Annotated in this window: 17 protein-coding genes and 1 pseudogene; 11 read left to right on the top strand and 7 right to left on the bottom strand. The window is 72.5% G+C overall.

Annotated features, from left to right (window positions below):
• Nucleotides 1–227 precede the first annotated feature (227 nt).
• Entirely contained in the window at nucleotides 228–1,721 is a 1,494-nt protein-coding gene (locus BN1555_RS11690; RefSeq protein WP_176710024.1) for an ArnT family glycosyltransferase, read from the top strand.
• Nucleotides 1,718–4,174, top strand: coding sequence for a galactose oxidase early set domain-containing protein (locus tag BN1555_RS11685; RefSeq protein ID WP_093799333.1), 2,457 nt, complete (start codon nucleotides 1,718–1,720; stop codon nucleotides 4,172–4,174). The genes BN1555_RS11690 and BN1555_RS11685 overlap by 4 nt, the downstream gene beginning before the upstream one ends.
• An 82-nt stretch (nucleotides 4,175–4,256) precedes the next feature.
• Here BN1555_RS11685 and BN1555_RS11680 read toward each other — a convergent pair whose 3' ends face one another.
• Both BN1555_RS11680 and BN1555_RS11675 read right to left on the bottom strand, forming a co-directional pair.
• Nucleotides 4,257–4,892: a TetR/AcrR family transcriptional regulator gene (locus tag BN1555_RS11680; RefSeq protein WP_093799332.1), complete on the bottom strand. Its 636-nt coding sequence runs from the start codon at nucleotides 4,890–4,892 to the stop codon at nucleotides 4,257–4,259.
• A gap of 288 nt (nucleotides 4,893–5,180) precedes the next feature.
• Nucleotides 5,181–5,891: a PAQR family membrane homeostasis protein TrhA gene (locus BN1555_RS11675; protein ID WP_093799331.1), complete on the bottom strand. Its 711-nt coding sequence runs from the start codon at nucleotides 5,889–5,891 to the stop codon at nucleotides 5,181–5,183.
• A gap of 222 nt (nucleotides 5,892–6,113) precedes the next feature.
• Here BN1555_RS11675 and BN1555_RS11670 point away from each other — a divergent pair.
• A pseudogene (locus BN1555_RS11670) lies at nucleotides 6,114–7,945 on the top strand (phosphoenolpyruvate carboxykinase (GTP)).
• A gap of 297 nt (nucleotides 7,946–8,242) precedes the next feature.
• Here BN1555_RS11670 and BN1555_RS11665 read toward each other — a convergent pair.
• From BN1555_RS11665 to BN1555_RS11655, 3 genes are all read right to left on the bottom strand, one after another.
• Nucleotides 8,243–8,632, bottom strand: a complete 390-nt coding sequence (locus BN1555_RS11665) for an SCO4983 family protein (RefSeq protein ID WP_093799330.1) — start codon at nucleotides 8,630–8,632, stop codon at nucleotides 8,243–8,245.
• A 75-nt stretch (nucleotides 8,633–8,707) separates the two neighbouring features.
• Nucleotides 8,708–9,919 (bottom strand): pyridoxal phosphate-dependent aminotransferase, encoded by a 1,212-nt coding sequence (locus BN1555_RS11660; RefSeq protein ID WP_093799329.1) that lies wholly within the window; start codon nucleotides 9,917–9,919, stop codon nucleotides 8,708–8,710.
• 243 nt (nucleotides 9,920–10,162) lie between these two features.
• Entirely contained in the window at nucleotides 10,163–11,698 is a 1,536-nt protein-coding gene (locus BN1555_RS11655; protein ID WP_093799328.1) for a carboxylesterase/lipase family protein, read from the bottom strand.
• A 189-nt stretch (nucleotides 11,699–11,887) separates the two neighbouring features.
• On the opposite strand from BN1555_RS11655, the gene mptB reads away from it, so the two are divergent.
• Together mptB and BN1555_RS11645 are read left to right on the top strand one after the other, a co-directional pair.
• Nucleotides 11,888–13,396 (top strand): polyprenol phosphomannose-dependent alpha 1,6 mannosyltransferase MptB, encoded by a 1,509-nt coding sequence (mptB, locus tag BN1555_RS11650; protein WP_107081073.1) that lies wholly within the window; start codon nucleotides 11,888–11,890, stop codon nucleotides 13,394–13,396.
• Nucleotides 13,397–13,493: 97 nt separating this feature from the next.
• A complete protein-coding gene (locus tag BN1555_RS11645; RefSeq protein WP_093799327.1) occupies nucleotides 13,494–14,867 on the top strand; it encodes a carbohydrate-binding protein in 1,374 nt (457 codons plus the stop codon).
• Between the two features lie 65 nt (nucleotides 14,868–14,932).
• Here the strand turns inward: BN1555_RS11645 and BN1555_RS11640 are convergent, their stop codons facing one another.
• Both BN1555_RS11640 and BN1555_RS11635 read right to left on the bottom strand, forming a co-directional pair.
• A complete protein-coding gene (locus tag BN1555_RS11640) occupies nucleotides 14,933–16,543 on the bottom strand; it encodes an N-acyl-D-amino-acid deacylase family protein (RefSeq protein ID WP_093799326.1) in 1,611 nt (536 codons plus the stop codon).
• A gap of 96 nt (nucleotides 16,544–16,639) precedes the next feature.
• Complete coding sequence (locus BN1555_RS11635) at nucleotides 16,640–17,956, bottom strand: amino acid deaminase (protein WP_093799325.1); 1,317 nt, start codon at nucleotides 17,954–17,956, stop codon at nucleotides 16,640–16,642.
• Between the two features lie 172 nt (nucleotides 17,957–18,128).
• Between BN1555_RS11635 and BN1555_RS11630 the strand changes: the two genes are divergently transcribed.
• From BN1555_RS11630 to BN1555_RS11605, 6 genes are all read left to right on the top strand, one after another.
• Complete coding sequence (locus BN1555_RS11630; protein ID WP_093799324.1) at nucleotides 18,129–19,247, top strand: sugar kinase; 1,119 nt, start codon at nucleotides 18,129–18,131, stop codon at nucleotides 19,245–19,247.
• The gene (locus BN1555_RS11625) at nucleotides 19,244–20,008 is read left to right on the top strand and encodes an IclR family transcriptional regulator (protein WP_093799323.1); all 765 of its coding nucleotides are present in this window, start codon (nucleotides 19,244–19,246) and stop codon (nucleotides 20,006–20,008) included. Before BN1555_RS11630 ends, BN1555_RS11625 begins: the two co-directional genes overlap by 4 nt.
• A complete protein-coding gene (locus tag BN1555_RS11620) occupies nucleotides 20,005–20,433 on the top strand; it encodes a RidA family protein (protein WP_093799322.1) in 429 nt (142 codons plus the stop codon). The genes BN1555_RS11625 and BN1555_RS11620 overlap by 4 nt, the downstream gene beginning before the upstream one ends.
• 157 nt (nucleotides 20,434–20,590) lie before the next feature.
• Nucleotides 20,591–22,066 carry a GntP family permease gene (locus tag BN1555_RS11615; RefSeq protein WP_093803343.1) on the top strand — a complete coding sequence of 492 codons (1,476 nt, stop codon included), beginning with the start codon at nucleotides 20,591–20,593 and terminating at the stop codon, nucleotides 22,064–22,066.
• A gap of 259 nt (nucleotides 22,067–22,325) precedes the next feature.
• On the top strand, nucleotides 22,326–22,820 hold the full coding sequence (locus BN1555_RS11610; protein ID WP_093799321.1) for a hypothetical protein: 495 nt from the start codon (nucleotides 22,326–22,328) through the stop codon (nucleotides 22,818–22,820).
• A 223-nt stretch (nucleotides 22,821–23,043) separates the two neighbouring features.
• Nucleotides 23,044–24,477, top strand: coding sequence for an FG-GAP and VCBS repeat-containing protein (locus BN1555_RS11605; RefSeq protein WP_093799320.1), 1,434 nt, complete (start codon nucleotides 23,044–23,046; stop codon nucleotides 24,475–24,477).
• Nucleotides 24,478–24,526 lie beyond the last annotated feature (49 nt).

Genomic DNA, 24,526 nt, shown 5'->3' with positions numbered 1-24,526 from the left:
CCCAGTGTGTGCCATGCTGCTGCGGCATGCCCGGGTCCGGGGGGTCGGACCTTGGGCAGCCGCAGGCCAGGGGGGCCTTCGGGGGTGGGGGGATCTGCATGAGCAATGCTGTGCTGCGTGCCAATACCCAGGACAGTCCGTTATTGCGAACTCGCCACGCCACGCCCGCATCCGGGGAAACTCCGCAGCCGCCGGGCAGTGCCACATTCCTCAGAGATTTCCTCTGGGTGGCCCCGCTGTTGATTGTGGTCGTTTCCGTACGTGCGTGGAACATCGGCGATTTCCCCTTCCCCAATGACGACGAGGGCACTTATCTGGCCCAGGCATGGGCCGTGCGCAACGGCGACCTCGCCCACTACACCTACTGGTACGACCACCCGCCGTTCGGCTGGATCCAGCTCGCGGGCCTCTCCTGGCTGCCCGCCTGGCTCTTCCCCGACCTGCCGACGTTCGTACAGGGCCGGATCGCCATGCTGCCCGTCGTCGCCGTCGGCGCCGTCCTCGTCTTCACCGTCGGCCGCCGCATCGGCCTCGGCCGCCCCGCCGCCGCGTTCGCCGTGCTGCTGTACGGGCTGTCGCCGCTCGCCGTGGCCCTGCACCGGCAGATCTACCTCGACAACTTCGCCGTGGTCTGGGCGCTGGCCGCCTTCGCGCTCGCGCTCTCCCCGCGCCGTCACCTGTGGCACCACATCGCCGCCGGCAGCGCCTTCGCCCTCGCGGTCCTCTCCAAGGAGACGATCGCGGTCCTGCTGCCCGTCGTCCTGGTGGCGCTCTGGCAGGGCAGCCACCCCAGGACCCGGAAGTTCTCCTTCGCGGGCTTCGGCTCCGGCCTGGTCCTCACCGGCCTGTTCTATCCGCTGTACGCGACGCTCAAGGGCGAGCTGGTGCCGGGCGCCGGCCATGTCTCGCTCCTCGGCACCCTCAGGTTCCAGCTCGGCGGGCGCGAGGGCAGCGGTTCCGTCTTCGAGGCCGGCACCGACGCCAACACCCTGGTCCTGGACTGGTTCTCACGCGACCCGTACCTGCCGGCCGCCGGCTGCGCGGCGGCGGTGGCCGCCCTCGCCGTACGCCGCCTGCGGCCCGTCGCCCTCGCCGTCCTGGTGCTGGCCCTGGTCGCGCTGCGCCCCGGCGGCTACCTGCCGCAGATGTACGTCGCCCAGCTGCTGCCCTTCCTCGCGCTCACCGTGACCGGGCTCGGGTGCGCCGTGATCGCCCTGGTCCCGGCCCGCCACTTCACCCTGCGCCCGGCCGCGGCCGTCGCCGCCCTGACGGTCACCGCCGTCTTCGTGGGCCCGCACTGGTACCGCGAGGACCGCGCCACCGTGCTCGGCGACGACAACGGCGTCTACCACGCGGCCTCCCGCTGGCTGCGCGAGGTGCCGGTCGCCGACCGCGGACGTACCCGCGTCGTCACCGACGGCGTGCTGTGGCTGGACGCCGTCGAGGCCGGATACCGGCCGGGCACCGGTGCCATCTGGCACTACAAGCTCGACCAGGACCCCGCCGTCGCCAAGACCCTGCCGCGCGGCTGGAGGGACATCGACTTCGTCGTGTCCACGCCCGCCCTGCGCGGCGAACAGAGCAATCTGCCCACGCTGCGCGACCTGTTCCGGCACAGCGAGCCGATCGCGAGCTTCGGGGAGGGGGACGGCCGGATCGACATCCTCCAGGTCGCCGGCAAGGCCGGCACTGCAGACACGTCCGAGAAGGGGGAGGGATGACCCCGTACAGGTCCCCGTCCAGAAGGAACACCGGCCGACGGTCCGGGCGCGGCACCGCGCGCCTGTTCCTCACCGCGCTCGCACTGCTCGTGGCGGGGACCGGGCTCGCGCCGCTCGACGCTCCGCCCGCCAGCGCGGCGCCCAACCTGATCTCCAACCCCGGCCTGGAAGCACTCGACGCGCAGGGCGCGTTCCCCGAGTGCTTCGAGAAGTCCGGCTGGGGCGACAACGACTTCACGTACACGGTGACGGACGACGCGCACGCCGGAGACCGCGCCCTGCGCATCGACCTCACCCGCCGCACCGACGGCGACCGCAAGGTGATGATGCTGGAGAACGAGTGCGCGCCGAAGGTCACCGAGGGCCACCAGTACGACCTGTCCCTCTGGTACAAGTCGACATCGCCCGACGTGGCGATGACGCTCTTCCGGCACGACACGACGGCGGGCTGGGTCTTCTGGGCCGACCTCAACACCCTGCCGCAGAGCGCGGAGTACGCCCGCACCGAGGTCCGCACCCCGGTCGTTCCCGCGAACACCGACCGGATCACCTGGGGCGCGGCCCTCTACGGCGTCGGCTCGCTCACCACCGACGACTACGCGATGGCCGACGCGACCGTCGTGCCCGAGCCACCCGTCGACCCCTGTGAGGGCAAGGGCCCGGAGTGCCGGGGCGAGTGGACCGTGCAGACCGCGCCCTCGCCGGTGCGCGCCATCCACTCCGTACTGCTGCACACCGGGAAGGTGCTGCTGATCGCGGGCTCCGGCAACGACCGTGACGCCTTCGCCGCGGGCACCTTCAAGTCCTCGCTCCTCGACCCGGTGACCGGCAGGTACACGGACATCCCGACGCCCGAGGACTTCTTCTGCGCCGGACACGTCCAGCTGCCCGACGGGCGGGTGCTGGTGGTCGGCGGGAACAAGGACTACGCGTCGGCGGACGGAACGGTCGGCTACAAGGGGCTGCGGAGCAGTTACGTCTTCGACCCGAAGGTCAACGAGTACATCAAGGTCAACGACATGCTGGCGGGCCACTGGTACCCGTCGGCGACCGCGATGGGCAACGGCGACGTGATCTCGCTCGGGGGGCTGGGCGAGGACGCGGCCGGCACGGTCGTCAACGAGCACTTCAGTTACGCGCAGAACAAGTGGCTGCCGATGGGCGAGGCCAGGCAGGCCTGGTCGTTCTGGGGCCTGTACCCGGCGATGATCCTGCTCCAGGACGGCCGGCTCTTCTACAGCGGGAGCCACACCTTCGGCGCCGGCCTGCCCGGCACCGGGGCGTCGGTCTACGACTACGAGAAGGGCACGATCACCGACGTGCCGGGGCTGCGGAGGAAGGACGAGCGCGACCAGTCGGCGTCGCTGCTGCTGCCTCCGGCGCAGGACCAGAAGGTGCTCACGGCCGGCGGCGGCAACCACACCGTGGCGCCGGACGCGCACCGCCTGGTCGACCTGATCGACCTGAAGGCCGATTCGCCCCGGTACGTCGCCGGGCCCGACCTGCCGCAGGGCAGGTACGAGGACGGCACCTTCCAGAAGGGGGACGAGGGCAAGGTCTACCTGTCGGCGGTGATCCTCCCCGACGGCAAGGTCCTGGAGACGGGCGGCGCGCTGCACACGTACCGCGAGGACCCGGTCTTCGAGGCGTCGATGTACGACCCGGCGACCAACACGTTCGCACCGGGGCTCGCCGCCGACCCGGTGCCGCGCACCTACCACTCCTCCTCCACGCTGCTGCCCGACGGCCGGGTGCTGAGCGTCGGTGACAACCCGGGCGACGGCTCCTTCGACCAGCGGGTCTCGCTCTACAAGCCGCCGTACTTCTTCAAGGGCGCCCGCCCGAAGATCACTTCGGTGGCCTCGCAGAACTGGGCGTACGGCTCGGCGCAGCGCATCACGGTCGACAAGCCGGTGGTCAAGGCGTCCTTGGTCCGCCCGGCCGCCGTCACCCACTCGTCCGACCCGAACCAGCGCCTGGTCGACCTCCCGATGACGGTCGACGGGAACACCATCGACCTCTCCCTCACCAGCAACCCCAACCTGGCACCGCCCGGCTGGTACATGCTGTCGGTCGTCGACGCCAAGGGCGTGCCCTCGGTGTCGAAGTGGGTGCGGATCGGTCCGCAGGGGCAGGTCGCGGCGGAGCGCGTGCAGCGTTACGCCGACGAGCTGGCGGCGGCGCCGAAGGCACCGGGGCACGCGGACCACGGGAAGCCGAAAGCCACGTCGGGCGTGAAGATGCCGGAGGGGTACGACGGCTGCGACCACGCGTACGGCGAGGTCGGCACGTGCGTGCCGTGGACGTTCCCGGAGACGGTGCCCGCGGCCGGCCGGTGCGCGTGGCTGAAGTCCAAGGGGTACGGCGTGCTGGACGTGCGGCGCGACCGGCACGGCCTGGACCGGAACAAGGACGGCAGGGCCTGCGGGAAGGGGGACTTCCGCACCCGGTGACCCGGCACACTACGGTGACCCGGGTCTCGGGCGGCCCGGGCCTCAGGGGTCCGGGCCGCCGGTCCCGCAGGTCCGTCCGCCGTCACAGCCGGAAGCCGTTGCCGAGGGTGTCCAGCGTGCGGTCGACGAGGCCGGCCAGGTCGTCCTGCCGGCCGTGCTCGGCCCAGTACACGGTCGTCTCCATCAGGGCGGCGACGAATCCCATCGAGAAGACCCGCACTTCGAGTTCGTCCGCGCGCCGCCCCGTCCGCTCCGCCACGACCGCGCACAGCATGCGCCCGGTCGCGGACATGCTGTGCATCATCCGGGCGCGTACGGCGGGTACCTCGGTCAGCAGCTTCGTACGCAGCAGCATCTCCTGGGGCTCGTGGTCGAGCGAGTGCCGCAGGGCCTGGGTCACCACGGTCCGCAGGGACTCGACGAGCGGCTCGCCGGGCGGGCGGGCGCGCAGGGCCGCTTCCATGAGCGGGTCGTACTCGTCGGTGATGACGATGTCTTCCTTGGCCGGGAAGTAGCGGAAGACGGTCGAGGGGGAGACCTCGGCGGCCTCGGCGATCTGCTCGACAGTGGTGGCCTCGTACCCCTGCTCGGCGATCAGCCGGTAGGTCGCGGTACGGATCGCGGTCCGCGTCTTGAGCTTCTTGCGCTCGCGCAGACCCGGGCGGGGCGGTGCGGCGTCGGCGAAGGGGTGGGGGGTGTCGGCGGCCATGCCCGCCATTGTCGGGCATCGGCCCCGGAGCCGCCCCGGCTGTCGGTGGCGCATGTGGCGGTGTGTGTGGGGTAGGTGTACGGCCTGTGAATTCGGTCGTATGTGCGGAAGGGGGCAGCCGGGATGCGGGGGATCGTCAACGCGTCGGCCGTGGTCGTGGCCGCGCTGTGCGTCGTGAGTTTCCTGCTGGGCGGCGGGGCCGCGGTGCTCGGGGTGGTGCTGGCGGTGGTCGCGGTCGTGGCATGGCGGGTGGCCGCGGCTTCGAGGCCGCGGCCACCGCGGGAACGGCGCGGGCCGTCAGGCCGAATGGGCCACCATCGAGATGCCGATGTAGTGCGCCACGAAGGCGGCCAGGGTCAGCGAGTGGAACACCTCGTGGAACCCGAACCACCGCGGTGACGGGTTGGGGCGCTTGAGGCCGTAGATCACGCCTCCCGCGCTGTAGAGGAGGCCGCCGACGACCACCAGCACCAGTACGGCGATGCCGCCCGCGCGCAGGAAGTCGGGGAGGAAGAAGACCGCGGCCCAGCCCATCGCGATGTAGCAGGGGGTGTAGAGCCAGCGCGGGGCGCCGACCCAGAAGACCCGGAAGGCGATCCCCGCGAGGGCCGCCGCCCAGACCGCCCACAGCAGCGTGCGGCCGGTGGACTCGGGCAGCAGGAGCACCGTGAGGGGCGTGTAGGTGCCCGCGATGATCAGGAAGATGTTGGCGTGGTCGAGTCTGCGCAGTACGGCCTCGCCGCGCGGACCCCAGGTGCCGCGGTGGTAGACGGCGCTGACGCCGAAGAGCAGGCAGGCGGTCAGGATGTAGATCCCGCAGGCCACGCGAGCGCGAGTCGAGTCGGCGAGGGCGATGAGCACCAGGCCGGCGACGACGACGGCGGGGAACATCCCGGCGTGCAGCCAGCCGCGCAGCTTCGGTTTGACCGGGCTCGGGAGGTCGATCTCGACAGGCCCTCGTCCGGGACCGTCGGGATGCGTGAGCTGATCGGACTCGGCGGAGGTCATACGCACAATCCTACCTACGCGACCGTAGGTTACGACCAGGTACGGGCGCCATGAGTGGCGATGCTCACGTGTGCGGCCCCCTGGACAGATGGGCGGATGGGCCCGATGATCAAATGAGTGCGGTCGGCACCGGATGAGCGCCAGCGAAACGACGTCGTGAAGCATCCGGGTCGCGGCCCCCACGGGGCATACACCTGAAAACACCCTCACTTAGGAGCAACCGTGGCGCGCGAGAACGCGGCTCCCACCACCCTTCCGACGAACCACCAGGAGCTGATCTCCTGGGTCGACGAGATCGCAGCCCTCACCGAGCCGGACCAGGTCGTCTGGTGCGACGGCTCGGAAGCCGAGTACGAGCGGCTCGCCGAGGAGCTCGTCGCCAAGGGCACGTTCAAGAAGCTGGACCCGGTCAAGCGCCCGAACTCCTACTACGCCGCCTCCGACCCGAGCGACGTCGCCCGCGTCGAGGACCGCACGTTCATCTGCTCCGAGAAGGAGGAGGACGCGGGCCCGACGAACCACTGGAAGGCCCCCGCGGAGATGCGGGAGATCTTCGCGGGTGAGAAGGGCATCTTCCGCGGCTCCATGCGCGGCCGCACCATGTACGTCGTCCCGTTCTGCATGGGCCCACTCGGCTCGCCGCTGTCCGCCGTCGGAGTGGAGATCACCGACTCGGCGTACGTCGCCGTCTCGATGCGCACCATGACCCGCATGGGCCAGGCCGTCCTCGACGAGCTCGGCACCGACGGCTTCTTCGTCAAGGCCGTCCACACCCTCGGCGCCCCGCTCGCCGAGGGCGAGGCCGACGTGCCGTGGCCGTGCAACTCCACGAAGTACATCTCGCACTTCCCCGAGGACCGCGAGATCTGGTCCTACGGCTCGGGCTACGGCGGCAACGCCCTGCTCGGCAAGAAGTGCTACGCCCTGCGCATCGCGTCCGTCATGGCCCGCGACGAGGGCTGGCTGGCCGAGCACATGCTCATCCTCAAGCTCACCCCGCCGAAGGGCGAGGCGGAGTCCCCCAAGTACATCGCCGCCGCCTTCCCGTCCGCCTGCGGCAAGACCAACCTCGCCATGCTGGAGCCCACGATCTCCGGCTGGACCGTCGAGACCATCGGCGACGACATCGCCTGGATGCGGTTCGGTGAGGACGGCCAGCTGTACGCGATCAACCCCGAGGCCGGTTTCTTCGGCGTCGCGCCCGGCACCGGCGAGCACACCAACGCCAACGCCATGAAGACCATGTGGGGCAACTCCGTCTTCACGAACGTCGCGCTCACCGACGACGGCGACGTGTGGTGGGAGGGCATGACCGAGGAGGCGCCCGCGCACCTCACGGACTGGAAGGGCAACGACTGGACCCCGAGTCCGGCACCCCCGCCGCCCACCCCAACGCCCGCTTCACCGTCCCGGCCGGCCAGTGCCCGATCATCGCGCCCGAGTGGGAGGACCCCAAGGGCGTGCCGATCTCGGCCATCCTCTTCGGCGGCCGCCGCGCCACCGCCGTGCCGCTGGTGACCGAGTCCTTCGACTGGCAGCACGGCGTCTTCCTCGGTGCGAACGTCGCCTCCGAGAAGACCGCCGCCGCCGAGGGCAAGGTCGGCGAGCTGCGCCGCGACCCGTTCGCCATGCTGCCGTTCTGCGGCTACAACATGGGCGACTACATGGGCCACTGGGTCAAGGTCGGCGCCGACAAGGACCAGTCCAAGCTGCCGAAGATCTACTACGTCAACTGGTTCCGCAAGAACGAAGCGGGCAAGTTCGTGTGGCCCGGCTTCGGTGAGAACAGCCGCGTGCTCAAGTGGATCGTCGAGCGCCTGGAGGGCAGGGCCGAGGGCGTCGAGACCCCCATCGGCATCCTGCCGGCCAAGGGCTCCCTGGACACCAAGGGCCTGGACCTCTCCGAGGAGGAGCTGGACTTCCTCCTCACCGTCGACAAGGAGGTCTGGCGCGAGGAGGCCGCCCTGGTCCCCGAGCACCTCAACACCTTCGGCGACCACACCCCGAAGGAGCTGTGGGACGAGTACCACGCGCTGGTCCAGCGCCTGGGCTGATCCCCGGTACGACAGGGCTCCGCGGCCGGGCCTTCCTGACATCCGCCCTGACCTGTGGGGTCACGGGCCCGCCGCGGCACGGCCCCCGAAGTCCCCTCACGGCTTCGGGGGCCGCACCCTTCCGCCTCGTCCCTTGCGTTCACACCATGCGCACACGTCTCATGAGCACAGCCCCTCACCGGGGCCGTCCTCACCCCTTCCGGCGCTGGTACGGCGGGGCTGACGCGGCGGTCGTCCCTGTCCTGGGGTAAAGGGGCACCCGGCCCGTGCGCCGCGGCGGCACACGGGCCGGGGCCGTCAGTGGGCTCCGACGAGGCGGAGCTCTTCGAGCGCGGCCGCGTGTGCGTCCATGCGCTCGGCGGCGAGGATCGCGACCGCCGTGTCGGCGCGCGAGGCGGCGACGACCAGTGCGCGGCCCGCGAGCTCGTGGGCCCGGCGGTGGAGTGCGACCGGGGCCGCGTGGGTGAGGCCGGCGTGCCGGGCCGGCGGGGCGCCGCGCAGCCGGGCGATCTGGGTGGCGATGCGGTCGGCGGCGGCGCCGAGGCTCAGCTCGTCGGTGACCGCGAGGAGCGCCGCGAGGTGCCCGGCGAGCTGGATGTCCAGCTCCTCCTCACGGGAACGGTGCGGAAAATCGGGCCGGTCCTCGTCCATGCGATGGACCGACTTGCTGCGGATCGGCTCGTACATGGGATGGCCTCCTGGCAGAGTCAGGAGACCATCCTACATTGGATTCTGTCTAAGGTTGACCCGAGTCGCACTCGCCTACGGCTGTGTGTATCCGTCCAGGAAAGTGCCGATCCGCGTCACCGCGTCCGCCAGGTCCTCCGCCGCCGGCAGCGTCACGATGCGGAAGTGGTCGTGGTCGGGCCAGTTGAAGCCCGTACCGTGCACGACCATGATCTTCTCGGCCCGCAGCAGGTCGAGGACCATCTCCCGGTCGTCCTTGATCTTGTAGACCTTCGGGTCGAGGCGCGGGAAGAGGTAGAGCGCTCCCTTGGGCTTCACGCAGGTGACGCCCGGAATCTGGGTGAGCAGGTCGTACGCCGTGTTCCGCTGCTCCAGGATCCTGCCTCCCGGCAGCACCAGGTCCTCGATCGACTGCCGCCCGCCGAGCGCCGTCGCCACCGCGTGCTGCGAGGGCATGTTGGCGCACAGGCGCATGTTGGCGAGGATCGTGAGCCCCTCGATGTACGACGAGGCGTGCGCCTTCGGGCCGCAGACCGCCAGCCAGCCGCTGCGGTAGCCGGCGACGCGGTAGTTCTTCGACAGCCCGTTGAAGGTGAGGGTGAGCAGGTCGGGGGCGATGGCAGCGGTCGGGGTGTGCGTGGCGCCGTCGTACAGGATCCGGTCGTAGATCTCGTCGGAGCAGACGATCAGGTTGTGGCGGCGGGCGATCTCGGTCAGGGCGCGCAGCATCTCGTCGTCGTACACCGCACCCGTCGGATTGTTCGGGTTGATGATGACGATGGCCTTGGTACGGTCCGTGATCTTGCGCTCGATGTCGGCGAGGTCCGGCATCCAGTCGGCCTGCTCGTCGCAGCGGTAGTGCACGGCCGTACCGCCCGCGAGCGAGACGGACGCGGTCCACAGCGGGTAGTCCGGTGCGGGGACGAGCACCTCGTCGCCGTCGTCGAGCAGCGCCTGCATCGACATCTGGATCAGTTCGGAGACGCCGTTGCCGAGGTAGACGTCCTCGACGTCGAGCGCGATGCCCTTGGTCTCGTAGTGCTGCACGACCGCGCGGCGCGCCGCCAGCAGCCCCTTCGCGTCGCCGTAGCCGTGCGCGCCCGAAAGATTGCGGAGGATGTCCTCCAGGATCTCGGGCGGGCACTCGAAACCGAACGCCGCCGGGTTTCCGGTGTTGAGCTTGAGGATGCGGTGACCCGCCGCTTCGAGCCGCATCGCTTCCTCGAGCACGGGGCCGCGGATTTCGTAACAGACGTTTGCGAGCTTCGTCGACTGGATCACCTGCATAACGGCCACCTTACGGGCGCGTAACGGGACCCGCTCCGTGTTTTTGGCCACGCGGTCCGGCCGAGGCGCCGGAACGGCGATTCCACGGACATCGGAAGGCGCGGGTGCCGCTGCCGCCCGGACTGCTCCGAACGGGGATCCTGGCCGCCCGGGCCGCTCCGGACGGGGTCCGGACCGCTCCGGCCCGAGGAGCGGGGACCGTACGGCGGACGTGTCGCCGGCCTCGCTCCCTGCCGCGTGGTCTCAGGGGCGCAGGGGCGGGAACTCCACCCGGCTCCAGAGTGCGCGGACGGCGGCCGGATCACCGTCGGCCAGACCGTCGTCGGTGTTCCAGATCTTGATGGGGCCGGTGGGGCCGGCGACCGGCGGCCAGCCGGGATCGCCGGTGGCGGCGAAGCCGGCCCACGCTCGCACCATGGACCGGGAGAGCCGGTGGTCCTCGGCGTCGGGCGGACCGCCGATGAGGAATTCCAGGCATGCGGTGCCGAGGTTTCCGAAGGCGAAGGGGATGTCGGCGCAGTGCCAGGCCCGCACCGCCGTGTCCGGTCCGGTGCGCCGGCGGGCGAAGCGCGAGCGGAACGCCCGGCCGCCGGCCCGGGCGTGCCGCTCGGCGAGCCGGTTGCTGTACTCGCCGAACTGCAGGTCGCCGAAGACCGCGAGGTAGACGTCGAGCACCGGAGCATGGGGCATCAGGGCGCGGTAGCCGGACACCAGGCCGTCAGGAAGGCCGAAGTCCTCGGCGAACGCCGCCAGCTGGTCGTCGGTGGTTATTCCGGCGCTGCCGCCGACGGCGTCGAACAGCCAGTGCTCCTCAGTCGTGTGGCAGACCAGCAGGTCCACGTCGCGGGCCGCGCCGGCGGCCACTCCCTCCAAGGGGTCCGCGGGCAGGATGTCGCCGTCGACGACCGGGGCGTAGATCACGGGGTCGTAGTGGCGTGGCCCGGAGGCGGGGTTCTTGCGGTAGGCGTCGGCCACCTGGTCGGAGGCGTCGACCAGCGCCCCGGGGGTCGCGGACCTCAGCCCTTCGGCGGTGGCCGGGCAGCCCGCCGCCGCGGCGACCTCGTGGGTGGTGGCGACAGCGAGTCCGAGCGAGGAGCAGGGACCGACGACGCTGTGGGCGATGGCGCGGCGGAACAGGCCGCGGGCACGGTCTATCACCAGGAGGCAGGCGACCGAGGCGGCCCCGGAGGACTGGCCGGCGACTGTCACGTTGCCGGGGTCACCGCCGAAGGCGGTGATGTTCTCGCGGACCCAGCGCAGGGCGGCGACCTGGTCGAGCAGGCCCCGGTTCTCCGGGTACGAGGTCCCTCCGTCGGCCGGCACGTGGCCGAATCCCTCGAAGCCGAGCCGGTAGTTGAGGGTGACCACGACGAGCCCGGCCCGGGCCAGCGCGGTTCCGTCGAAGTCGGGCTGGGCGGAGGACCCGAAGGTGTGGGCGCCGCCGTGGATCCAGACCAGGACGGGCAGGCGGCCGTCGGACGAAGGCGGGTCCGAAGACGGCGACGCGTCCGGAGCCGGAGCCCAGATGTTGACGGTGAGGATGTCCTCGTCGCCGGGGGACCAGACCGGCGCACCCGGCAGCCGGGCCGACTGCGGGGCGACGGGGCCGAAGGCACCGCAGTCCCGGACACCCGTCCACGCCGGTGCGGGGCGCGGTTCCAGGAACCGGCCGGCGCCGAACGGGGCCGCGGCATAGGGAATGCCGAGGACCGCGACGACGTCGGGGACGGGCCGGTGGCCCAGCACCGGGCCGCTCCGCGTCGCGAAGATGTCGTTCATGGAATGCGCCTCCCCCGGCAGCACGTCGGAGCGCCGCGTAGGGGCATGAGCATTTCACCGCCCGCCTCCCCGGGACCAACACCGGGATCACACCGATTGACGCACTTCTGATGTCAGTCCCTCTGTGCCGCCCCGTGCCGCCCCGTGCCCCGTCCGGCTGTGCGTACAGCTCCGATAAATTGACCGGTCATGTGGACGCTGAGTGCTGTCGGGTATCGCCGGCTGGGTGCCGCCGGATCGGTCGCGGTGGCCGTGGGCGGCATCGCCGCCGGGAGGCTGCCGGCCCGTGACCCGTGGGGGATGTGGGTCCCCCACGGGTCCGCGACGACCGTGGCGGCCGCCGTCCTGGCGTACCTGGGCCTGACCCTCCTGGTCGTGTCCTGGTGGCGGTACGGGCGGCTGGTGGCCCGGGGCGCGGCGGGCGGGGTGCGCGAAACGCTGGTCACGCTGGTCTGGTGGGCGGCGCCCCTGGTACTGGCCCCGCCGCTGCACAGCGCCGACGTCTACAGCTACGTCGCCCAGGGCGCGATGGTCCTCGAGGGCCATGACGTCTACACGTCCGGACCCTCGGTCCTCGGCCCGGACGAGCTCGGAGCCGACGCCGCGGCCAGTGTCGGCGGCCACTGGACCGACACCCCCGCCCCGTACGGGCCCGTCTTCCTGGTCCTGGCGAAGGCGGTGGTGGGGGTCACGGACGGGCGGATCGTCCCCGCCGTGTTCGGGATGCGGCTCGTCGCCCTGGCCGCGCTCGCCCTGACCGCCTGGGCGACGCTGCGCATCGCCCGCGCCCGCGGCGCCAGTGAGACCGGCGCGCTGTGGCTGGGCGCCCTCAACCCGCTGATGCTGATCCACGTGGTGGGCGGCATGCACAACGACGGCCTGATGATCGCCCTCATGCTGACGGGCGTGGTGTGCGCGCTGCACGGACGGTGGATCCTCGCCAGCGCGCTCGTCGCGCTGGCGGCGACGGTCAAGTCACCGGCCGCCGTCGCGCTGCTCTTCATCGGCGTCCTGGTGCTGCGCCGCACCTCCGGACCGCTCCTGTGGCGCCTCGTGAAGGCGTTCGCCGTCCCCGCCCTGGTGGCCGGGGCGGTCGCCGTCGTCGCCACCCTGCTCAGCGGTACCGGTTTCGGCTGGCTGCGGACGCAGAGCGTCGCCGCGACCATCCACACCGCCCTCTCCGCCTCCAGCGACATCGGCCTGGGGCTCGGCGAGCTGACGCGCCTGCTGTTCGGCTGGGACCCGGACCCGGTCAAGCGCGCGGTCCAGACACTCGGCCTGGCCCTCGCGCTCGCCGTGATCGGTTACGCCGCCCTGGCGACGTCGCGCAGCGTGCGCCCCTGGCGCGGCGCCCCGCTCCCGCACCCGGTCCACGCCCTGGGTGTGGCCCTGCTGGCCCTGGTCGCCCTCTCGCCGATGGTGCAGCCGTGGTACCTGCTCTGGGGCATGGCGGCGGTCTCCGCCACCGCCTGGAACGGCAGGCTCGGCCGGATCCTGGCGGTGCTGTCCGCCGCCCTGGTCTACGAGACCCACCCCGACGGCAGCACCCCGGCGTACGGCTTCGCCGTCGTGGCCGCCGTGTGCGTGCTGGGCGCGGTGCTGTCGCGCAGGAGCGGGCGCGGGCAGGGCGGTGAACCGTTCCGGGCCCCGGCCCCCCGGGCCCCGGCAGCCGTGGCGCCGGAGGCCATAACGCGGTGAGGGGGGTCAACTGAGAGCTCCTGCACGCCTGTTCGCACCCCTACGGTTTCGGGACACCCCACGTGCCACACCCCCACCGAGACCGAGGAGATTCCTCATGCCCCACAGACACGCCAGGGCGGCGTGCGCCGCCATCGCCGCCGCCGGTGCGCTGATCCTCGCCGGGCCGCAGAGCGCGGCCACGGCGCAGCAGGTTCCCGGGACTTCCCCGGTGGTGACCGGGTCCGCCGCCGACGTCCAGCCGGAACTGCTCGACGCCATGCGGCGCGACCTCGGGCTCAGCCGGGCACAGGCCACGGACCGGCTGGAGAACGAGGCCGAGGCGGGCGCCACCGCGGGCCGGCTCCAGCACGCGCTGGCCGGGTCGTACGCCGGGGCGTGGGTGGCCGGGGCGGACTCCGCCACCCTCACCGTGGCCACCACCCGGGCCGCGGACGCCGCCGTGATCACCGCCCGGGGCGCGCGTGCCGAGGTCGTTCCCCACACGCTGGCCGAACTCGACCGGGCCAAGGCCGCGCTGGACCGCGCGGCGGCCCGCGACGCGTCGACCGGCGTACCGGTCTGGTACGTCGACGTACGCGCCAACAGGGTGGTGGTGCGGGCGGCCGAGCCGGCGGCGGCCGAGAGGCTGATCACCGCGAGCCGTGCCGACCGTGCGCTCGTCACGGTGGAGAAGACCACCGAGCGGCCGCGCCCGCTGTACGACATCCGGGGCGGCGACGCGTACTACATGGGCGGCAGCGGCCGTTGTTCGGTCGGCTTCGCCGTCACCCGGGGCACCACGCAGGGCTTCGCCACGGCGGGCCACTGCGGCCGGGCCGGCACCACCACCACGGGGTACAACCGGGTCGCCCAGGGCACCTTCCAGGCCTCCACCTTCCCCGGCCGCGACATGGCCTGGGTGGCGGCCAACTCCAGCTGGACCGCGACCCCTTACGTCAGCCGGGGCGGCCAGAACGTCCAGGTGGCCGGCTCGGTGCAGTCCCCGGTGGGCGCCTCGGTCTGCCGTTCCGGATCCACCACGGGCTGGCACTGCGGCACCATCCAGCAGCACAACACCAGCGTCACCTACCCCGAGGGCACCATCAGCGGAGTGACCCGCACGACGGTCTGCGCCGAACCGGGCGACTCGGGCGGCTCCTACATATCCGGCAGCCAGGCCCAGGGCGTCACCTCCGGCGGGTCGGGGGACTGCCGCGGCGGCGGCACGACGTACCACCAGCCGATCAACCCGCTGCTCCAGGCGTACGGGCTGACGCTGAAGACGACCACCGGCGACCCGGGCGACCCCGGTGACCCGGGCGACCCCGGTGACCCGGGCGAGCCCGGCGGCACGTGGGCGGCGGGCAAGGTCTACGCGGCGGGCGACCAGGTCACCTACGGCGGCGCGACGTACCGCTGCCTCCAGGGCCACCAGGCCCAGGCCGGCTGGGAGCCGTCGAACGTCCCGGCCCTCTGGCAGCGCGTCTGAGCCTCCGGACCGGCGCGGAGCACATGGGGGGCACGGCTCCGGGGGGAGCCGTGCCCCCCATGTGCTCAGGTCGTACGCCGGACCGACCGGCCCGCGAGGACGTCCGTCCGCCGCCCGTCCTCGATCACGAACCGGCCGTCGACGAGGACGTGCGGGATGCCGGTCGGGAGGGTGCGCGGAGCCTCGAAGGTGGAGCCCGCCGCGACCGTCGACGGATCGAAGAGGACCAGGTCGGCGCGGTAGCCCTCGCGCACCAGCCCGCGGTCGGGCAGGCGCAGCCGGGCCGCCGGGCGGGAGGTGAGGTGCGCGACCGTCTCTTCCAGGGTGAGTACGCCCAGGTCGCGGGCGTAGTGGCCCAGGTAGTGGGGGAAGGTGCCGTACGCGCGCGGGTGCGGCTTGCAGCCCTGGAGGATGCCGTCGCTGCCGCCCGTGTGGACGCGGTGGCGCATGATCTGCCGGACGTTCTCCTCGTGACCGACGTGCTGGAGGATCGTCGAACCGAGGTTGTCCTCGATCAGCAGGCGCCGGGCGGTGACCCAGGGCGCCTCGCCGCGCCGCGCGGCGGACTCCGCGATCGTCTTGCCCACGCAGCTCGCCAGACCGGGGTCGCTGACGCCGGAGATCTCGATCGTGTCCCACTCGATGGGGACGCCGTGGCAGCCGTCCGAGCCGACGGCCTCCAGGTGGTGGCGGATCCTCTCGGCGCTCTCGTCGTCGCGGAGCCGCGCGAGCACCGCCTCGGGACCGCCCTCGCTCGCCCAGCTCGGCAGCATCGCGACGAGCGTGGTGCAGCCGGGGGTGTAGGGGTAGGTGTCGAGGGAGACGTCCGCGCCCTCGTCGAGCGCCTTGTCGAGGAGGGCGAGGAGGTCGGGCGCCCTGCCCTTGTTGACGCCGAAGTTCATGGTGGCGTGGGCGAGGTGGAGCGCGCAGCCGGCGTTGCGGGTGAGGGTCACCATCTCCTCGTACGCGGCGAGGGCCCCGGCTCCGTACGAGCGGTGGTGGGGGCAGTAGTAGCCGTCGTACCGCGCCACCACGCGGCACAGCTCGGTGAGCTCGGCGTCGTCGGCGTACATGCCGGGCGTGTAGGTGAGACCGGACGACATGCCGACGGCGCCCTGCTCCATGCCCTCGGCGACGAGCTGCTTCATGCGGGTGAGCTCGGCGGGCGTCGCCGGGCGGTCCTCCCAGCCCATCGCGTACACGCGGACCGTGCCCTGCGGGACGAGGTACGCGGCGTTGACGGCGATGCCCTGGCGGTCGAGCCGGTCGAGGTACTCGCCGACGGTCCGCCAGTCGAAGTCGACGCCCGTGTCCCCGGGCCCGCCGCCGTTCCAGCCGGTGATCGCCCTGCGGACCTCGGCGAGCGTGCGGTCGTCGACGGGCGCGTACGACAGTCCGTCCTGGCCGAGGACTTCGAGGGTCACGCCCTGGGCGGCCTTGGCGCTGTGGTCGGGGTCGCGCAGCAGCGCGAGGTCGCTGTGCGCGTGCATGTCGATGAAGCCGGGGGAGAGGGCGAGGCCGTCCGCCTCCAGCGTCCGCCGGCCGGTGGGGCGCGGGCCGCTGTCGCCCTCCCGCCGGATCCCGGTGATGCGGCCGCCGTCCAGTGCGACGTCGGCCCGGTAGGAGGCACCGCCGGTGCCGTCGATGACGCGTACGCCGCGAATGACGAGGTCCATGGCTGTTCGCCTCTCTGAGTGTCTGCTGGAGGGGGAGGGGAAGCGGCGGGGGCGGGGGAGAACCCCTTCCGGTGGCCCGGCGCTCCGCCCCAGGGGCTAGAAGAACGTGCGGATGTAGTCCGTGACCGTGCCGTCCGCCTCGACGAGAGGGATCAGCTGCCACTTGTCGAAGGCCGTGCACGGGTGGGACAGGCCCAGGCCGAGCCAGTCGCCGACCTCGAGGTCCGCCTCCGGGTCCGTACGCACCCAGCCGTGCTGGTCCGACAGGCCGGTGACCGTGATGCCGGCTGCCGGGCGCACCTCGCCCGTGCGGGCGTCCCGTACGGCCTGCGCCTCCGGCAGGTCCAGGTCGTACGCCGCGTCGCGCTTGCCCGCGTTGACGAAGGCCTGCTCCGGGGAGGGCCGGGAGACGACCTGCGCCCAGAGGCGGAACGCGGGCTGGAGCGCGCCCTCGTCCGGGACCCGGTTGAAGGGGGTGAGGTGACGGTAGTGGCCGTCGTCGTGCGAGACGTACGCGCCGGAACGGAGCAGCTTGAGCACGGGAAGCGAGAGCGCGGGGATCTCCGCGAACACCTCCGCCACCGCGTCGAACCACGCGCTGCCGCCCGCGCTGACCACGATCTCGGGGGAGCCGGCGAAGCGGCCCGCCCTGTCGAAGTCAGCGGCGACGGAGACCAGTTCGCGCAGCCACGCGCGGACCTTGTCGCCGTCCGCCTGCGGGACCTCGCCCTCGTATCCGGCCACGCCGACCAGCCGCAGCGTGTCCGCGGCCGCCACCGCGTCCGCGACCGCCGCGCAGCCGGCGGCCGTCCGGACGCCGGTACGGGCCCCCTCGCCCGCGCCGAGTTCGACGACCACGTCGAGCGGGCGCGTGGCGGACGCGGCCCGGAGCGCCTCGTCCATCAGCTCCACGCCGCGCACCGAGTCGACGTAACAGACGAAGCGGAAGCCGGGGTCGGCGTTCAGCTCGGCGGCCAGCCAGCGCAGTGCGGCCGCGTCGACGACCTCGTTCGCGAGGAAGATCCGCTGGATGCCGTACGCCCGGTAGACGCGCGCCTGGTGCGGCACGGCGGCGGTGATGCCCCACGCGCCGTACTCCAGCTGGCGCGCGAAGAGCTGCGGCGACATGGAGGTCTTGCCGTGCGGGGCGAAGGCGAGGCCGTGGCGCTCGGCGTACGTCTCCAGGAGCGCGAGGTTGTGCTCGACCGACTCGGCGGAGAGCGCGAGCACGGGGGTGGTGAACCCGCCCGTGAAGAGGTTGCGGCGCTCGGCCGCGAGCTCGCCGACCGTCAGTCCCCCGGCGTCCGGCGGGAGCGCCTTGAAGCGGTGGTCCACGCGCTCGTCCGCGAGTGCCGCGGGTCCTGCGGACTTCGTGGGTTCCGCGGGTCGTCCGTCCGGGTTGCCGACGGCCATGGGAAGCCTCCTGGGGAAAGTTGCGTTGCATCATGCGCAACGGTCATTGCGCGTATCGCTTGACGCTGTCTAACATCCGAGCCGACGCAGGGTCAATGGTGAGCCAGTGGTGAGGAGCCCGATCGTGACCGCGCCCGCGGACGTATCAGCAGAGCGAGACGGAGATGCCGCGATGGTGGATGTGGTCTGCCTCGGTGAGTCCATGGTGACGTTCCTGCCGTCCCGTCCCGGCCGCCTCGCCGACGTGCCCTCCTTCGGACGCGGCATCGGCGGCGCCGAGTCGAACGTCGCCTGCGCCCTCGCGGCCGCCGGACACCGCGCGCGGTGGGTGGGCAGGGTCGGCGCCGACGGCTTCGGCGACCACCTCGTCGACGCCGTCGCCGCGTACGGCGTCGACACCTCCGCCGTCCAGCGCGACCCGCACCGCCCCACCGGCATCTACTTCCGTACGGCGACCGACCGCGACACCGACGGCTTCGAGGTCGTCTACTACCGCGCCGGGTCGGCGGCCTCCGCGATGTCCCCGCGGAACATGCCGCTCCACGAACTGGCCGCGGGCCGCGTACTGCACCTGTCCGGGATCACGGCCGCGCTGTCCGCGGACTGCCTGGCCCTCACGCGCGAGCTGACCACCCGCCGCCCCGGCCGCCCCCTGGTCTCCTTCGACGTCAACCACCGCCCTCACCTGTGGCACGGCGGCGACGGTGACGGCGAGGGCCCCCGGGTCCTGCTCGACCTGGCCCGTGGCGCGGACCTCGTCTTCGTCGGCGAGGACGAGGCGGAGGCGGCCTGGGGCGTCAGGGGCGCGGCCGCGATCCGCGAGGCCCTTCCCGAGCCGCGGACCCTGGTCGTCAAACAGGGCGCGGCAGCCGTGACGGTGTTCACCACCGATGCCGGAGACACTGCTGGCGCCACTGATGCCGACGGCACCACTGGCACCACCGATATCGGCGACACCACCGGCACCGACGTCACCCGCACCCCCGGCCCCACCGACACCGTCACCACCGTCCCCGCCCTCCGTGTCGACGTCGTCGCCCCCGTCGGCGCCGGGGACGCCTTCGCCGCCGGGTTCCTCTCCGCGACCCTGCGCGGTCTGCCCGTACGCGACCGGATCCGGCACGGCCACCTCATGGCCGCCGCCGCCCTCACCGTCCCCGGCGACCTCGCCGCACCGCCCTCCCGCGCCCACGCCGACCGCCTGGCCGCCCTGGACGACGACGCCTGGGGGAGACTTCGTCTCGGCCCCGGCTGGACGGGCGCCGCCGACCAGGAGGTACGTACGCCATGAGCCAGACCGTCGACCGCGCGCTGAGCATCCTGCCGCTGCTCGCGCAGGGCCCCGCCGACCTCGGCCAGGTCGCCGAGCGCCTCGATGTGCACAAGTCCACGGCGCTGCGCCTCCTGCGCACCCTCCACGAGCACGGTCTCGTCTACCGCCAGCAGGACCAGCGCTACCGCCTCGGCGCCCGCCTCTTCGCGCTCGCCCAGGAGGCCGTCGAGAACCTCGACATACGCGAGATCGCACACCCCCACCTGGCCGCCCTCAACAACGAGTGCGGGCACACCGTCCACCTCGCGGTGTACGAGGAGGACGAGGTCCTCTACATCGACAAGGTCGAGAGCCGCTACCCGGTCCGCATGTACTCGCGCATCGGCAAGCCCGTCGCGATCACCGTCGCCGCCGTGGCGAAGCTGCTGCTCGCCGACCTCCCCGAGTCCGAGCGACGCACCATCGCGGAGAAGCTCGACTACCCCACCTACACGTCCCGTTCGACGCCGAACGCCGCAGCCTTCCTCAAGGAGCTGGCGCTCGTACGCGAACAGGGCTGGGCCACCGACCTCGGCGGCCACGAGGAGTCCATCAACTGCGTCGGGGCCCCCATCCGCGGTACGGACGGCCGGGTCGTCGCCGCCATGTCGGTGTCGGCACCGAACGTCGTCGTCACGGCCGAGGAACTCCTCACCCTCCTCCCGCTGGTGCGCCGCACCGCCGACGCCATCAGCCGGGAGTACTCCGGCAACACATCCCCGAAGGAAGCAAGATCATGAGTGACACGCACAGCACCGTCGAGAAGACCGCGATCACCCCCTCCACCCACACCGCCCCGCCCGCCAAGTTCTCCCACGGCGTCCGCAAGGGCAACATCCTCCAGGTCGCGGGCCAGGTCGGCTTCCTGCCGGCCGTCGAGGGCCAGGCCCCCACCCCCGCGGGCCCGACCCTGCGCGAGCAGACCCTCCAGACCTTCGCCAACGTCAAGGCGATCCTGGAGGAGGGCGGCGCGAGCTGGGACGACGTGATGATGATGCGCGTCTACCTCACCGACACCGACCACTTCGCCGAGATGAACGCGATCTACAACGCGTACTTCGAGGAGCAGGGCCTCAAGGAGGCCCCCGCCGCGCGCACGACCGTCTACGTCGGCCTCCCCAAGGGCCTGCTCATCGAGATCGACGCGCTGGCCGTGCTCGCCTGATCTTGCACCACCACTTCCCCCGTCCCCACCCCCTGCCTCACGGCGCGGCGCCCGTTCCCGGGGCGCCGTGCCGCGATGCCCCCTGCCGTGATCCCCCTTCGCCCCGCGAACCACGAGGTCCCCCGCCATGAACCTCCCCGCCGTGCACCCCCCGGTCCTGCACCTTGCAGCGGCCCCGCCCCCCGCCGAGGCACCGCCCCACACCGGCGGCCTCCTCGCGCTCATCGACGGCACCGCCGGTCTGCTGACCGTGGCAGCCCTCGGCATCGGCCTGCTCCTCTTCCTGATCATCAAGGCGAGACTCCAGCCGTTCGTCGCGCTGCTCGCCGTCTCCATAGCCGTCGGCCTCGGCGCGGGCCTCTCCGTCACCGAACTCTTCGGCACGGTCCAGAAGTCCGCCGTCGTCTCCGTCATCGAATCCGGCATGGGCGGCATCCTCGGCCACGTCGCGATCATCATCGGTCTCGGCACGATGCTCGGGGCGATCCTCGAAGTCAGCGGCGGCGCCGAGGTCCTCTCCTCCCGCCTCCTGGGCCTGTTCGGTGAGAAGCGCGCCCCGCTCGCCATGGGCCTCACCGGCCTCATCTTCGGCATCCCGGTCTTCTTCGACGTCGGCATCTTCGTCCTCGCGCCGATCGTCTACGCCGCGGCCAAGCGCTCCGGCAAGTCGGTCCTGCTGTACGCCATGCCGCTGCTCGCCGGCCTCTCCATGACCCACGCGTTCCTGCCCCCGCACCCGGGCCCGGTCGCCGCGGCCGGCCTCTTCCACGTCTCGCTCGGCTGGGTCATCCTCATGGGCGTCGTCTGCGGCATCCCCGCCGTCCTCGCCGCCTGGGCGTACGCCGGCTGGATCGGAAAGCGCGTCTTCGTCCAGGTCCCGCAGGACATGGTGGAGGCCGCCGAGGACGCCAGGGCCGCCGTCATCGCCGAGCAGACCGCCGCGGGCCGCACCCCGCGGGAGCAGCCCGTCTCGCTCGCCACGGTGCTGACCATCATCGGCACGCCGCTGGTCCTCATCCTCGCCGCGACGTTCTCCTCCATCGCGCTCGACGAGTCCACCCTCCGCTCGGTCGTCGAGTTCTTCGGCAACCCCTTCGTCGCCCTGACGATCGCCCTGCTGATGGCGTACTACCTGCTCGGCATCCGGCGCGGCTGGTCGCGCAAGTCCCTCGAACAGGTCTCGACCTCGTCCCTCAAGCCGGTCGGCAACATCCTGCTGGTCGTCGGCGCCGGCGGCGTCTTCGGCGCGGTCCTCAAGGCGAGCGGCGTGGCGCAGGCCCTCTCCGACACCTTCAACGACGTGGGCCTGCCGGTCATCGTCCTCGCGTACCTGATCTCCCTCGTGCTGCGCGTCGCCCAGGGATCGGCGACGGTCGCGATCGTCACCACGGCCGGCATCGTGCTCCCGCTCGTCGAGAACGGCGGCCACTCGCAGGCGTTCCTGGCCCTGGTCATCATGGCCATCTCGGCCGGTTCGATCTTCGCCTCGCACGTCAACGACGGCGGCTTCTGGATCGTCGCCAAGTACTTCGGCATCTCCGAGCGCGACACCCTCAAGTCGTGGACGGTGCTGGAGTCGGTCCTGTCGGTCGCGGGCTTCGCGGTCGCCGCGACCCTGAGCCTGGTGGTCTGACGACGCCGCGCCCCGCCCCTTCGGCCGTCGAGAGGGGGCGGGGCGCGGGCGCGGGTCCGGACGCCGGCCCTGGCCACCGTGCCCGCGCGGGGGAAGAGCCCGGTGACGACGGGCCCGGTCACACACGGCCGACGGCGGCTGACGGGCTTGCGCCCAGGCCGGCGTGTCCGGTGACCACGGCGGGCGGGACGCGCGTCCGCGCGGAGCGGGACCCCCGGGGCCCCGGATCCGCCTCTCCCCTGGCGTCCATACTGGGGGCATGGACGAACAGACCGGACAGCAGGGCGCCGCGGTGCCAAAGACGTACGCACCGCCGCCCCAAGGCTTCGGCCCGCCGCCCCCGGCCTACGCCCCGGCGCCGCAGCCGCCGCACGCGCCGTCCCCGTACCCCCCTTCGCCCTACGCCCCTTCCCCGTACGCGCCGCAGACTCCGGGCGCACCCGCACCCGCACCCGCACCCGCACCCGGCCCCGACTTCCTGGCGACGGACCCCCGCAACGCGGTCGTGGTCGACGCCCAGGGCGTCTCGCTCGAACGCGACGGCGCCACGGCCGACTTCCCCTGGCGGGACATCCAGACCGTCCACTACAAGCCGGGCACCTGGGGCCACGTCCTGACGGTGGCGGTGGTGCTCCCCGACGGCAGGTTCTTCGAGGGCGCGGTGACCGCCCGCAACCAGGCGAAGCTCCAGGAGTGGTTCGCGGAGCTGACGCCGGTACTCGCCCACTACCTCGCGGGCCGCACCGGTCAGTGAGGGGGTCTCCCGACGCGCCGGCCGGACGTCCTCACCGGCCCGAGCGGACGCGTTCACTTGGTCGCCACCCGAGCACAACTCTCCGTACGACTCGGGTGTCACACCTGCGGAGGCCCGATCCACCTCTCCGGGAGACACCGCGCCCGGACGAGCCCTGGTCACGGCCGCCACCGTATTCCGCCGACCGCGGTTCCACCTTTCTTCACGACATACGGAGAGATCCTTGCGCAACGGAAAGACCCTCTCGGCCGCGATTCTCTGCTCGGCCGGCGTCCTCGCCGTCTCGGCCCTGACCACGGGCACCGCCTCCGCGGCGCCCTCCCACCTCAAGGGCGACTTCAACGGCGACGGGTACGCGGACCTGGCGGTCGGCGTGCCGAAGGCGACCGTCGGCGGCAAGGCCGAGGCCGGGTACGTGAACGTGCTGTGGGGCAGCGGGAACGGGCCCGCCGGGTCCACCGTCATCAGCCAGAACACCACCGGCGTGCCCGGAACCGCGGAGGCGGGCGACCAGTTCGGCTCCCAGTTGGTGGCCGACGACATGAACGGCGACGGCTACGCGGACCTGGTCGTCTCGGCCCCCCACGAGTCGCTCTCCGACAACTCCTTCCACCGGCACGGCATCATCACCGTGCTGCCCGGCTCCGCCACCGGCTTCGGCGCCGCGTTCACCGCCGCCCGCGGCTCCCACGAGGACGCCCACCTCGGCGGGTCCCTCTCGGCCGGCGACTACGACGACGACGGCGACCGGGACCTGGCGTACCGGTCGAGCAACGAGGGGTCGGCCGGAGTGCTGTGGCAGCCGGGCCCGATCGTCCCGGACCCGGCCGCCCCGGCGCAGAGCGTCGTGAGCTACCGGTTCTCGGGTCCCACCGCCCTCGCCACCGGCGACTTCGACGGCAACGGCACCGACGACCTGGCGGTGACCTACTCCGGCCAGGAGATCCACGGCACCGACGTCTACGCCTGGGAGCGGGGCGCGCCGGTCAGGGGCTGGACCACCCCCGATTCCGCCGCCTCCCTCGCCGTCGCGGACTTCGGGAAGGACGGCGCCGACGACCTCGTCCTCGGCGGGGTGCGGGCCAACCCGGAGGCGGAGGAGACGTACTGCCCGCAGGCCGTCGGCGGCACGGTGCGCACGGTGGACGGGAAGCCCGGGTCCGGCCTCGGTTCCGCCCATGCCTGCCTGAACCAGGACACCCCGGGCGTCCCCGGCACCGGTGAGTCCGGCGACGACTTCGGCGCCGCGGTCGCGGCGGGCGACGTCGACGGCGACGGCTACCCGGAGCTGGCGGTCGGCGTCGGCCAGGAGGCGCTCGGCAGCGAGGCCGCGGCCGGCTCGGTCTCCGTACTGACCGGCTCCGCCCACGGCGCGGACGGCGGATCCGGCGGCTACGCCTTCCACCAGTCCACGGCGGGCATACCCGGCGCGGCGGAGGCGGGCGACCGCTTCGGCACCGCCGTGGCGCTCACGGACCTCAGCGGTGACGGCCGCGCCGACCTCGCCGCCGGCGCACCGGGCGAGAACTCCTCCACCGGCGGCGTCTGGTACGTACCGTCCCCGGCCGCGGCGACACCGGCCGGGGCCCGCGCGCTGACCCCGAACAGCCTGGGCCTGACAGGCGCGGTCGAGCACGGCCGGGTGTTCGGCCGGTGACCACCGCCGGCCGGTGACCACCGGACGGACCGGGCGCGCGTGTGCGGCC

It is taken from the genome of Streptomyces sp. Wb2n-11, assembly GCF_001049855.1.
Lineage (GTDB): Bacteria > Actinomycetota > Actinomycetes > Streptomycetales > Streptomycetaceae > Streptomyces > Streptomyces altiplanensis.
Note: the sequence above shows the minus strand (reverse complement) of the source record. Positions and strands in the feature narration are given on the sequence as shown.